The organism is Parabacteroides sp. AF14-59 (assembly GCF_003479515.1).
GTDB lineage: Bacteria > Bacteroidota > Bacteroidia > Bacteroidales > Tannerellaceae > Parabacteroides > Parabacteroides faecis.
The window spans coordinates 164,411-178,556 of sequence record NZ_QUHH01000006.1 but is presented as its reverse complement, the minus strand read 5'-3'; the positions used below and the strand labels follow the sequence as shown (position 1 = coordinate 178,556).

Below are 14,146 nucleotides of genomic sequence, written 5' to 3'. Positions count from 1 at the left end.
TCTTCTATATTTCTATCAAGTCCTGAATAACTTATAAGGGTTATTCAGGACTTGACATTTTAACAGGAAATACAATAGGGGGTTGACGAAGAGTAAACAAAATATTACATATCTTTGTATTCATATAAATCAAAAGAATTTACGGACTTATACCTAAATAACCAAAGAAATATGACAAAGCACACACAAATATTATTCTTTCTTCTGTTATCACTGCTATTCCATTCTGCCGACAGTAAAAATATTTCCCCCTATTTTTTCTCGCAGATCGGGATAGAGGATGGACTTACCCAAGGCACTGTTACTCATATCTATCAAGATACAGACGGGTATTTATGGCTCGGAACCCAGGGAGGTTTACACCGGTACGACGGATACGAATTTAAGGTATTTAAGAACAATCCGACAGACTCTTGTTCATTGGCTGACAATAATGTACAGGACATCGCTGAAGACAGGAATAAAAATATTTGGGTGATCACAGACAATGGGGTTCACAAAATTGCGCATGAGACAGGGCATATCAAACGATATCATGTGAAAGAAACCCGCTTTATGCATTGTTGTTTACGCTGCCGGAACGGAGAATTTTTATTTGCCGGAGAAAAGTATCTATACCAATATGATGAACAGGGCGATTCACTCGTTTATAAAGATTGGCTATCCTCTACTCCCATCGCTCCTAACATAAAAGCCCTACAGGAAGACGAAGAAGGAAATTTGTATGTAGCCAGTTCACAATCCGGACTTGCCGTATTAAACAAGCAGAGGGAAGTCATACATTATTATAAACATGATCCGGATGATCCGTTTTCACTTATCAAAGGTTCTATTTGCGGGTTATTTACCGATAGTCATAAACGCCTATGGATACTTTCTGAAACATCGGGGCTTTGCTATCTGGACAAAGCTAATAACAAGTTTATCCATCTGAATACGACAAATTCAGCATTAAGCAGCAATGTTGTCCGGGCAATAACTGAAGGGGAACCCGGAACATTATTACTCGGCACTTTCGCCGGATTGAATAGTCTGGATCTGGAAACATTTAAGGTGACTCCTTATAAATTCAATCCGAATGAGCCCGGAGCATTAAGTTATTATTCCGTTCACAGCCTGCTCAAAGATAATGCCGGGGCATTATGGGTCGGGACCTGGAAGGGATTGAATTACTACAGCCCTGCCAGAAAACAATTCTATCTAATCACTCCCAATGAATTCACCGGATTGCTGGGTATGGGAAAAGAAGACGACAACGGTAATATTTGGTTTGCCACAGAAGGTGCCGGATTATTCTGTTATAATCCTGATACACAAAGTCAGCAGTTTTATCCTAAAAAATCACCGTATAAAAGTAATTACAGTTCCAACATATTCAAATCTTTATTCATAAAAGGTGACAGTATTCTTTGTGCGACTAATACCGGGTCTGTTTACCTGTTCTCCAGAAAAAGAAAAGATTACCGGTTACTTTTTGATTGTGAGCGGGGAGATATTTATACCCTGCTGAATGACAGTAAAGGTAGACTATGGATTCCGACCAACTCCGGTACCGGATTAGTGTTGATAGATAAAGGAAAGCAAATTAACCAATTTCCGGTAGATGGAAAAAACAGAAAATTTCTTTATGTCTCCACATTAAAAGAAGTAGAACCCGATGTTTTTATTCTGGGAACACTCAAGCAGGAACTTTACAGATATGATATGAAGAAAGAGACTCTCAAAACGATCTCTTCACAGGATCTTAACCTGCATGACAATGTAAAGCCCGGAGCCATCAGCGCCATTTTAACCGATTCGCTACAGAATATATGGATATCTTTCTTCGGTAGTGGCATCTACTGTTTTGATCGGGAAATGAATCTGATCAAACAATATACTGACACCACCGGTGTAACGGATGGTTATATCTACACCATGGTACAGGATAAAAATCAATATTTATGGGCCTTATCCGGAAATAGTTTATATTACTACGAACCGGAGACAGATCGTTTCATATCTGTTCATAATGCCAGCCAACAAGTACTGGAATTCACTCTGCTTGCAGGAACAAGCGATAGCAGGGGTACTCTTTATTTCCCGGGAAATAAAGGAATCATGTGCTTTAAACCCACCTCTATGAACAAAAACACCTATATTCCACCTGTCTATCTGACTTCATTGTCTATTAATAATAATCAGGTAGAATTTGAGGATAAAAAATCTATCGAATTAAAGGCTGACGAAACCAATATTTCTATCGGATATACAGCTCCAGACTTTATATCACCTCAACAAAATCAATATGCATATAAGATGGAAGGAGTAGAAAGTGAGTGGAACTACGTAAAGGGGCGAAGAGTGGCCTACTATAGTAATTTAGCACCAGGTAGTTACAATTTCAAAGTAAAGGTCGCAAATAGCGAAGGAGAGTGGAATCCGCAAGAGTCCTCTTTAAGTATTACAGTCATGCCTCCTTTATATAAAACATGGTGGGCTTACACCCTGTATATCATCGTTATATGTATTATTATATACAAGTTTGTCTACCACCAGAAAGTACGCCACGAGCTGGAAAGTAATATCCGTTTCAAACAGCTGGAACAAGAAAAAATGAAGGAATTACACGAGGAGCGTATGAGATTATTTACCAACTTCTCACACGAACTAAGTCACTTTCGTTGGAAAGTACTGATAATTTCATCTCAATAGTCCCCTTTTCCGGTGTGAATTTAAAAGCATTAGACAATAAGTTAAACAGCACTTTTTCAACCTCTTGACGGTCATAATAGACACAAAAACAGTCAGGAATATCATTTTTTTGAGTGAATGTGATATGTCGATGGTTAGCAATAGATATAAAGGAATCATATAATTCTTTTATAAATTCTGCCAGATTAAATTTTTCTTTTTGTAATACCATTTTATGAGCATCGTATTTTTGTACATCCATCAGATTATTAACGAGTAAGAGTAATCTCTGAGTATTTTTACGCATGAGTTGTAAAGCGTTTTTTACCTCTGTAGAAAACGCACTATGGCTTAAAAGATCTTCCAGTGGATTGATAATAAGAGTTAAAGGAGTGCGTAGTTCGTGTGAAACTAAGTCAAAATTCACACCTCATCGAGGACTATTATTTACACATACAAGTATCTGATAATGGGCAAGGTATATCACAGGAAGAGCTTGAAAAAATATTCCAGCCATTCTACCGTTCTTCACAGGATTTACATCACCAGGTTGCAGGTTCCGGTATCGGTTTAAGTTTAGCACGATTTATCGTAGAACAGCATAATGGTATCATATGGGCGGAAACAATGCCTCAATCCGGTACCCGAATGCATGTATTACTCCCTGTACAGGAAAAACCGGTCAGTGCCCCGATAAAACAAACAGAATCGATAATTCCCGTAAATATTCAGGAGCTCATCCCGAACGATAAAAAAAGAAATACAGCCGTCACACAAACACTATTGCTCGTTGAAGACAATAAAGATGTATTGGAATATCTCGAAAAACAATTTGAAAATGAATATAACATCTTAAAAGCAGGGAACGGTAAAGAAGCATTGGAACAAATAGCATTGAAAACGCCGGATCTGATTGTCAGCGATATCATGATGCCGGAAATGGACGGTTTGGAGTTATGCACCCAAATCAAGCAAAATATCAAATTTTCCCATATTCCTGTCATTTTATTGACAGCCAAAACTATGCCTTCTCAAATAACCGAAGGATACAAGGCCGGAGCAGACGACTATATCATAAAGCCGTTCGACATTACTCTATTACAAACCCGTATAAAAAATCTATTGACCTCACGGAAACAGATACAACGGAAATATGAGAAAAAACTGAATCTGGATGAACTTGGTGTTAAAACAACCCGGCAGGATGAAGAATTCCTCAAACAATACACAGCCATTATTAAAGCAAATTTCTCTAATCCGGACTTGGATGTCGATATGATCTGTAAAGAAATAGGTATGAGCCGGGCTAACTTCTACCGGAAAGCAAAAACCCTGACCGCCCTGTCTCCTGCCGAAATGATCAAGCATCTCCGTTTGGAAGCTGCGGCCCAAATGCTACGTGAAACCAATTTAAGTATTTCCGAAATACTGGAAAAGGTTGCGTTCAGCAGCAGCGGATACTTTGCATCCTGCTTCAAAGCTGTATATGGCATGTCACCAAAAGAATACAGAAACGTCAATAATTTAAAAGATTAAAAAATAAATATCCTTTATTAACAAGTAAAAATAGTCTCAGAATCTCTATTTAGAGACAAAACTAACCTTTTTTGAAACGAAATAGACTTTTTTCGCCTTGATTTCTCATCACTTTTGCAGTGGGTCAATCAATAAGTGTTAACCATTTATTATAATTTATATGAGAAACAAGTTTTTAACAATGTTGATGGGAATTTTTCTTTTCGCCCACCAATTAATGGCACAAGACATTTCTGTGTCAGGTAATGTAAAAGATGAGAAGGGTGAGGCGCTGATCGGTGTCTCCATCCAGGTAAAAGGGACCACAATCGGGAACATTACCGACATAGACGGTAATTTCATGATCTCCTCTGTGCCCGCAAACAGCGAATTAATGTTCTCCTATATGGGGTATGAAACTCAGACAATCGCTGTTAAGGGAAATAAAGTTATTAACGTTACATTAAAAGAGGACTCTCAGGCACTCGAAGAAGTGGTTGTAGTGGGTTTCGGTACACAAAAGAAAGTGAACTTGACAGGAGCTGTTGCTTCAGTCGGTGCAGAAGTACTGGAAAACAAACCGGTAGCAAATATCGGTCAGGCTTTACAGGGGGTTGTTCCTAACTTGAATGTGTCAGCAACAAATGCGTCTCCGAATGCAACACCATCTTTTAATGTACGTGGTGGTACGTCTATAGGATTAGATTCAGACAACAAAAAGTATGAAGTAAAAAATGGTAGTCCATTAATCATAGTTGATGGTATTCAAGTTGATGCAGAGTATTTGAATATGATGAATCCTAGCGATATCGAAAACATCTCTGTATTGAAAGATGCTTCTGCTTCTGCCATCTATGGTGCACGTGCAACTTACGGTGTTATGTTGATCACTACCAAATCAGGAAAGAACGATTCTAAAGCATCTGTAACTTACAATTTAAACCTACAATGGAATACGCCCTCTCATACTCCAGATATTTTGGACGCTTATACTATTCAGCTCGCAACCAATAAAATTGCAGAAATGACAGGAGGAACAGTTACCCCCTGGATGGAAACACTATTAGCAGCTAAAAAAAAATACATGGAAGATCCAAAACCGGAAAATGCATGGATCTATAATGAAGGAAGTACAACCAATATGACGTGGGTTGCTAATATGAATCCTTACGAGGTTGGAGTAAAAAATTGGACACCCCTACAACGCCATAATATTTCCATCAGTGGTGGATCTGCTAAAACTCGCTATTATATATCCTTAGGTTACCAACGTCAGGAAGGTATGTATAATATCAATACCGATATCCAAAATCGTTACAACATCAACGCAAACTTAAATACCAATATTTCTAAATGGCTAGATGTTGCGACTAAGATATCATATAATACAAGCAATTATAACGAACCATATATGAATTATCAAAAAGGTAACGTATGGGAGGCTATGAAAAATGATCCGGTTCGTAATATGAACATGCCTATTAAAACAGGTCCAAATGATCCGATTCCAGACGCATGGACAGATAATATTCTTGGTTGGTTAGCTTATGGAGCAACACAAAGTACCCAAAAAACAAGTACCGTATTCAACATTACTCCAACTATCACTATTTGTCCTGAATTAAATGTGAAAGCAGAATTATCCTACCGCCCAACAGAATATTTCCAAAAGCGTGTTATTCCGGTTCGTAACTATGTAGTAGATAACTGGAACTCAACAATCAATTCGCATACATATCCTTCTACTGTAAGAGAAGAAACAAGACATTCGGATTACTATACAATCAATGCTTATGCCAATTTTAACAAAGCATTTGGAAGTCATAATGTATCGGGAACTGCCGGTTTTAACCAGGAATGGTATTACTACCGTCAACTTCATGGAGAAGCTGAAGATATTTTGACTAATGATCTTCCTACTTTAGGTATGACAACAGGTTCTCAATACACAGGTGACAATGCTGAACATTGGGCTATCCGTGGTGCTTTCTTACGTGCTAATTATGACTATGCAGGACGTTACCTATTTGAATTCAGTGGTCGTTATGATGGAACATCTCGTTTCGGCCATGACACTAGATATCAGTTCTTCCCTTCCTTCTCTGCCGGTTGGAGAATTTCTGAAGAAAAGTTCATGGCTAATACACGTAACTGGTTAGATAATTTAAAAGTTCGTGGTTCTTGGGGTTCATTAGGGAACCAGGATGTAGCCAATTACGCCTATATTGCCAGCTATGGAGCAGCAGGTTATATTTCATGGGTTATGAACAATGAGCAGATCAAAGGTATGAATCCTACAGGAATCATAGCCAGCGACTTAACCTGGGAAACAGCTAGTACACTTGACTTCGGTATTGATGTAACCACATTAAACGGTCGTTTGGATGCGACTTTCGACTGGTATACTCGTCGTACAACAGACATTCTTATGAGCGGAACAAAACTTCCAGCAGTATTAGGGGCCACGGTTCCTAAACGTAACTCAGGAGAATTAAAAACCAACGGTTGGGAACTAAGTCTGAAATGGAAAGATCAGCTAAGTAATGGTATTCGTTACGATGTAGGTTTAGTTTTATCAGATTACCAATCTAAAGTTGTTAAATTTACTGGCAATGAAAACAACCTACTTTCATCTCTTTATGATGGAATGAAAATGGGAGAAATCTGGGGATATGAAACTATAGGCATTTTACAGGAGAGTGACTTTACAATTGATGAAAATGGTAAATATGTTCTGATAGGCCCAAGTCAAACAAAAATTAATTCAACTATTTACCCGGGAGATGTACGCTATGCAGATTTAGATGGCGATGGTGAAATCACAAAAGGAGATGAAACTGTAGAAAATCCAGGAGACCGTAAAATCATTGGTAACTCAACTCCACGTTTCCAATATGGTATTACAGGAAACATTTCCTGGAAAAACTTCGATTTAAATATATTTTTCCAAGGTATAGGTAAAAGAGACATATGGATTAGTGATAATGTATTTTGGGGTGGTTCCGGAAATGCAGGTAACTGGGAAATGTATAATAACTCTTGGACTCCCGAACATACTGATGCAAAATACCCTATGTATGCAGGACGTATTTCAGGTACAACTCAAAGTGGTTATCTTTTCAATGCAGCCTATCTTCGTTTGAAAACATTAGCTTTAGGTTATACATTACCGAAAACATGGGTTAGTAAAGCTAAACTTTCTAATGTTCGTTTAAGTTTATCTGGTTATAATCTGTTTGAAATCACCCAGATACCTAACCTTTACGACCCTGATCAGATTTCATCAGCTTATCCAATGATGCGCTCTGTTGCATTTGGCTTACAAGTTGGTTTCTAAGTAACACAAATCTAAAAACAAAATATAATCAATTATGAAATTCAATTTCAAAAAATATATATTAGCACTTGGAATAGCTTCGGTTTTACTACCAAGTTGTAACGATGATTTCATGGAGCGCTACCCGCTAGATGAAATTACCGATGAAAGTTTCTGGAAATCAGAAACAGACCTGAAGATGATGTTAAACAGTCTTTATCCACTTTACATTATTGGACATCAGAGTGGTTGGTCTAATTCTAAAAATTATCCTATTGGATATACAGGCAGTCCACTTATGTATGGAGATATATATTCTGATAACTGTGTCAAAACAGGAAACGAATTTAGTAGTTTAGCCGGAGAATTAATTGTTCCTACAGGATCTGGAGAAAGTACAGGTTGGTATTGGTGGAATCTGCGTAAAGTAAATTTCTTCCTTACTCATTATGACAAAGCGGAACTTAGTCAGGATAAGAAAAATGCATACGCGGGAGAAGCGTATTTTTTTAAGGCTTGGGAATACTATAAAAAAGTACTTTATTTTGGAGATGTTCCTTGGATTACAAGAGATTTAAATGTAGATTCAGAAGAATTATATGCACCACGTACACCACGTGCAGAAGTTATGGACTCTGTTCTAATGTGTATTAATAAAGCAGTAAACTGGTTACCTGAAAAAGCTGATCAGGAAACAGATCGGTTAAATAAAGATCAAGCTAATTTCTTAAAAGCTCGTATATGTTTATTTGAAGGTACCTTCCGTAAATATCATACAGAACTTGGTTTACAAGAAACTGCTAATAAATGGTTAGAAGAAGCTGTAAAAGCTAGCGAGGCATTATTAGGGAAATATTCCCTCTATAAAAATGGTGATGAAACCTATTGGAAGATGTTCGCTGTTACAGATCTCTCCGACAATCCGGAAGTTATATTAGCTAGAAATTATTTGGAAAATAAAGTTGGCCATGCGGCACAACGTTATTATAATCAAAACAATTCTTCATACCAATCAATGGGTGCAACACGTAGCTTGATTGATGAGTATCTCTGCCTTGACGGTCGTCCTATTTATACAGGAGGAAGTGAAGGAAACTACGAAAAAAATTCAAACTTCCTCGGTTATGGTAAATGGACTGAATTAGAAAATCGTGATCCGCGTCTAACACAAACAATATGTCGTCCAGGAGAACATGTTACAATTTATAAGGGTGGAATTGTAGATAAAGATTTAAATGGTATTACTTACCCTGGACTTAGTTATACAGGTAGTGGTCCTACAGTAACCGGTTATCGGGTAATTAAACATTGGATGGGAGATGTAGTTGAAGAAGACCGTTTATATAATGGTATCCAGGCTGCAATCGAATTTCGTTATGCCGAATTATTATTAAATTATGCAGAAGCCAAATACGAACTGAATGGAACCTTATCCCAGTCTGATATAGATTTAACTATTAATGCATTGCGTGAACGTGCAGGATTTGATTTTTCCAAATATCCGACAGCAAAATTAACTGTTGGTCAAGAACCAGCAGATCCTCGTTTGGATAAAATTTATGCAGAAAAATTAGACTATACAGTCAATCCTTTATTGCGTGAAATTCGTCGTGAACGTCGTATTGAATTAGCTATCGAAAATCATCGCTATGAAGATTTGATGCGCTGGAAAGCCGGAAAATTACTGACAGTTCCTTTACGCGGCATGAACTTCAACGCCGTAAAAGACTTATATGATGGTACACATACAGATAAACCGGAAATTGCTGTAAAAGTAGAATTAAACAAAACCGTATTCGTTGACGACGAAGGTTTCCTGATTTGCTATCCGAAAAGTCCGTATCAAAATACGATCAAAGGCACATTACCTTGGGATGATTATCGCTACTACTGGCCTATTCCGAAAGAAGAGTTAATTATGAACCCCAATTTGGTACAAAACAAAGGTTGGGAAGATAAATAACTATTTATTACACAACAAAATAAATATATCAATTATGCAAAACTATATCAAGATAATATTTTTGTTTCTACTATTTGTATCATGTGAAAAATCAGTAGAAGCAAGATTTAGCAAAGATGAAAAATCAAATATGATTCTTTCCACTAAAAGTCAAGATTCAAAAGAATCCACTTTTGACCAAGAAAGAATTCCTGATTACACATTTAGGGCTTATGAATTATTAACTCCTATTGTATCAAGTAGTGATAGATTTTTTTATGCAGAAATAAAATTGAAAGAGGATGAGTATCCATTTGAAATAATACCAGAAATACATGGTTACTATCCAAGTTCAAATATTCAAGAAACAGAATATCAAAAAAATTATATCTGTATAAACGACAAAACACTAGGTATTCATATAGGATATGTAAGAGACAATATTTTAGCACTCAAATTCACATACATACCACCAGAATTGTCTGCAGGTGAGTTAATTCTGCATACAGTCGTAAAATGTGGTAACAATGTATATGACCGATATATAATGATCACAGATTTTAGCGGAAGTTTATATTATCAAATATTAAATGCTGGAGAAAATATAACAGATGATGGTATATTAGAATTTGTACCTGGAGGAAAAGCAGACCCTGATAAAATCACTTATAAACCAGGTTTCAGTCCTGTTTATTGTGATGGGAGAGATAATTAAACTGCTACTAATTTATCCCAAGCCTATCCCGAAAGAAGAATTGGTTATGAATACGAACTTAGTTCAGAACAAAGTTGGAAAGAGAGATAATCCAGATACCTGCTAATCAGGAGAGAGGCTATTTAGGTTACTGATAGCCTCTTTCTGTTATGAGATAATAATACTCGCTTTTGATACGATTTTATACATTTCCACATACAAATATCTCATACATTTGTTTCTGTAAATTAAAATAATATCATGAACATGAGATACAAAGCTTTTTTACTTTCCCTTCTCATCGCTTCCCCTTTAGCCGGTAAGACTACGAATGAGACAGATTCCTTTCGCTTTTTGCAGATACATCGTTTGCAACAACAGATTGATTGGGTCAACCCGGAAGCAATCCGTGCCTACCTGGACGATATGAAACCAGCACTGGGCGACCAAGCTCCCGCCCTCTTCCTGAAGCTGAAGGAATTGGATACACTGCTCCCCATCGTGCAACAGGATCTGGCGCGGGATACCACCCGGCAGACCATTGCCGAGGCAGAAAAACTACTCGCTCTCAAACGGGAAATCATACTGGCTAATCCCCTTCTGGATGTCGACAACCTATTGATAGCCCGTTATCATCTGGGCGATAAAGCACGCAAAGCAATGGGACCGTCACTCGGTACATCTACCGCCAACTATAACTCGCTCTTCTCCAACAGACGCAAAGGATATGACGCTGAAATCTGCCGTCTTTCCAATCTGCGCGGAGAAATTCAAAGCAAGACACTCTATAAACCAAACGCCGATGTTCCTATTTCCGATATCCAGCTGCATTGGGATGCCGACCGACTGCTCTTTTCTTCTCTCGACGAAAACCGGAAATGGCAGATCTACGAAATGAACACAGATGGAAGCGGACTCCACCAGAAGATAACGGTCGATGAACCGGACCTGGAATTCTGCGATGCCAACTATCTGCCGGACGGCAAAGTCGTAGCCACCTGCAATATCGGTTATAACGGCGTTCCCTGTGTACACGGAGATGATGTTGTCGCAAACCTCATCTCTTATGATCCGGAAACAAAAAACATACGCCGGCTGACATTCGACCAGGACGGAAACTGGGCACCGATCGTTATCCCGAACGGTCGCCTGATGTACACCCGCTGGGAATACACCGACCTGACACATTATTTCTCCCGTATCGTGATGCACATGAATCCGGACGGTACAGAAAATAAAGCCTTATACGGAAGTGGTTCTTATTTTCCGAATAGTACGTTCGATATGAAACCGCTTTCCAAATACAACAGCCGTTTTATCGGCATCATATCCGGCCATCACGGGACTTCACGTTCAGGGCGGTTGATCATCTTCGATCCGGCCAAGAGCCGCAAAGAAGAAAAAGGAATGATACAGGAACTCCCTTTCAGCAAACGTCCCATCGTCCCGATCATCAAGGATGAACTCGTAGAAGGCGTTTGGCCCCAGTTCATGAAGCCTTATCCGTTGAATGAAAAATATTTCCTGGTAGCTTGTAAACCGGCTCCCGATGCACTTTGGGGAATCTATCTGGTGGACGTATTCGATAACCTGACCCTGATAGCCGAACAGGAAGGCGAAGGCCTCACCGCCCCTATTCCTCTGAAGAAAACGGAAACGCCCCCTATCATCCCGTCCAAGATCAAACCGGGAGAAAAAGAGGCTACCGTATTCATTCAGGACATTTATGAAGGGGAAGGAACGCAGGGAGTACCCCGCGGAACAATCAAATCGCTTCGTATCTTTGCCTACGAATATGCTTATATCCTCGCTCCGTCCGACCACGATGCGCAAGGTATCCAGAGCGGATGGGATATCAAACGTATCCTCGGCACGGTTCCGGTCGAAGAGGACGGTTCCGTCATGTTCAAGATACCGGCCAATACGCCTGTTTCTATCCAGCCGCTGGACAAAAACGGAGCTGCCATCCAATGGATGCGAAGCTGGCTGACGGGTATGCCCGGCGAAATCGTATCCTGTACGGGCTGTCATGAAGACCAGAATACAATCGCTATGCCCAAGCGTACGATCGCCTCGACAATCACTCCGCATCAGTTGAAAATGCCCGAAGGAGGCATCCGGCCGTTCACTTTCCGCCTGGAAGTGCAGCCGGTGTTAGATCGTAACTGCGTTTCCTGTCATAACGGTACAATAGCTCAGCCGGACTTCCGCAAAGACCAGATGGTCACTTACAAACGAGGTGTCCTGACCAAGCTAGAACGTCCTTATGACCAGAGTTACCTGAACCTCCATCCATACGTATACCGCCAGGGACCGGAATCGGATATTTACGTACTCCGCCCTTATGAATATTACGCGAATAACAGCGAACTCATCCGTATCCTGCAGGCAGGCCATCATGGTGTAAAAATCCCGGAACAAGATATGAAGACGTTATATACCTGGATCGACCTGAATGCTCCTTATTTCGGTGCGTTCACTCAATTGGACTTAAAGAAGGAAGCACCAAAGAACCAGGTAGAGCGACGTATGGAACTGGCAGAAAAATACAGTGGCGTACGGGTTGACTGGCAACAGGAAATCAAAGATTACGCTGCCTGGTTAAAAAACAAAGAAGACAATGTTGTCGATGCAACTACCGGTGCGAGTACATCCGCAGAAACCGGTTCTTTGAAAGAGGCAAAAAAAATAAAAACAGTCAAAGTCAAAGGTTTTCCTTTTAGCCGGGAAGAAGCTGTAAAGAAGCAGACGGCAGATAACAAAGCAAACCGCCAGCTGACCGTAGCTCCCGGTATCACCCTCGACATGGTCTGGATACCTGCAGGTACATTTGTTATGGGTGATAACAATGATCCGTCAACCTCCCCAGCTTTCAAGACACAAGTCAGGAAAGGATTCTGGATGAGTACAACGGAGATCACGAACGAACAGTTCGGTGCACTGTTTCCCGAACACGACAGTCGTTTCATTGGTCAGACCTGGAAAGACCATACAACTCCCGGTTATGCTGCCAATCTCCCCAAACAACCGGTTATACGTATCAGCTGGGATGAAGCAAACGATTTCTGTAAAAAGCTGGGGGAAAAGAATCAATGTAACGTCACCCTCCCTACCGAAACACAATGGGAATGGGCAGCCCGTTCAGGATCAGCAAACGATTTCTGGTTTGGAGACCGTCAGGCGGACTTCGGTTCCTATGAAAACCTGGCAGACAGTACGACCGTCGACCTTGCCGTTACCGGTGTAAACCCCAAACCGATGCGCCCGAATGACCCAATGCGTAAATTCTGGGATTTTCTACCGAAAGAGCTGGCTGTAAACGACCATCATCTGATCTCCGCAGATGTGGCATCGATGAAACCGAATCCCTGGGGTGTATATGATATGAACGGAAATGTAGCAGAATGGACACGTTCCGACTATGTTCCCTATCCGCTTAAAGAAAAAGCAGAGAAAGTGAAAGCAGAACAGAAAGTCGTACGCGGCGGTTCGTGGCGCGAACGTCCGAAGTATTCCACTTCGGCTATCCGTAAAGCTTACTATCCGTGGCAACGTCCGTTCAATGTCGGATTCCGTATTATCATAGAAGATTAAAAGCGCATCACTACAGTATAATTCAAAGTACCCTTCAGCCTTCAGGACATCGTTAAGCATTGTTATTCAAAGCCAGATATCTGAAGGCTGTTTTTTTTCAAACGGATAACTATCCGTACATTCATCGACAGGCACCGGAACCATTTCCGGCAGGCAGCGAGAAACATATATGCTTTGAATGTAAAACATATATGTTTTGACTACAAAAGACTTATGTTTTGTGATCTAAATACTTATGTTTTTGTAGACAAATACTTAAGTATTTTCATCAGAATATGCATTGTTTCCTTTCAGGTCAAAACGGTTGTAAATCAACATTCTGAAAACAGCTGAAAGCTGAAAGGTCTATATGAAATAAACCGCAGGACAAGCACTATTTCTTAAATCTTAAATTTGGAACACTCATTCTTCA

Annotated in this window: 7 protein-coding genes; 6 read left to right on the top strand and 1 reads right to left on the bottom strand. The window is 39.7% G+C overall.

The annotated features are described in order from the left end of the window. The first annotated feature begins 171 nt into the window (after positions 1-171). On the top strand, positions 172-2,694 hold the full coding sequence (locus DWW23_RS09215; RefSeq protein WP_122352993.1) for a two-component regulator propeller domain-containing protein: 2,523 nt from the start codon (positions 172-174) through the stop codon (positions 2,692-2,694). On the opposite strand, the gene DWW23_RS09210 is transcribed toward DWW23_RS09215, so the two are convergent. Continuing rightward, on the bottom strand, positions 2,630-3,100 hold the full coding sequence (locus tag DWW23_RS09210) for a sensor histidine kinase KdpD (RefSeq protein WP_122352992.1): 471 nt from the start codon (positions 3,098-3,100) through the stop codon (positions 2,630-2,632). The genes DWW23_RS09215 and DWW23_RS09210 overlap by 65 nt on opposite strands. Between DWW23_RS09210 and DWW23_RS09205 the strand changes: the two genes are divergently transcribed. The 5 genes from DWW23_RS09205 (at position 3,079) to DWW23_RS09185 (ending at position 13,734) form a co-directional block, all read left to right on the top strand. Continuing rightward, positions 3,079-4,209, top strand: coding sequence for a response regulator (locus DWW23_RS09205; RefSeq protein ID WP_122352991.1), 1,131 nt, complete (start codon positions 3,079-3,081; stop codon positions 4,207-4,209). The genes DWW23_RS09210 and DWW23_RS09205 overlap by 22 nt on opposite strands. Before the next feature lie 160 nt (positions 4,210-4,369). Continuing rightward, entirely contained in the window at positions 4,370-7,525 is a 3,156-nt protein-coding gene (locus DWW23_RS09200; protein WP_122352990.1) for a TonB-dependent receptor, read from the top strand. A 34-nt stretch (positions 7,526-7,559) separates the two neighbouring features. Next, positions 7,560-9,467, top strand: a complete 1,908-nt coding sequence (locus tag DWW23_RS09195; RefSeq protein ID WP_122352989.1) for a RagB/SusD family nutrient uptake outer membrane protein — start codon at positions 7,560-7,562, stop codon at positions 9,465-9,467. A gap of 34 nt (positions 9,468-9,501) precedes the next feature. Further along, positions 9,502-10,161 carry a hypothetical protein gene (locus DWW23_RS09190; RefSeq protein WP_122352988.1) on the top strand — a complete coding sequence of 220 codons (660 nt, stop codon included), beginning with the start codon at positions 9,502-9,504 and terminating at the stop codon, positions 10,159-10,161. 246 nt (positions 10,162-10,407) lie between these two features. Continuing rightward, the gene (locus DWW23_RS09185; protein WP_187576733.1) at positions 10,408-13,734 is read left to right on the top strand and encodes an SUMF1/EgtB/PvdO family nonheme iron enzyme; all 3,327 of its coding nucleotides are present in this window, start codon (positions 10,408-10,410) and stop codon (positions 13,732-13,734) included. Positions 13,735-14,146: the final 412 nt, after the last annotated feature.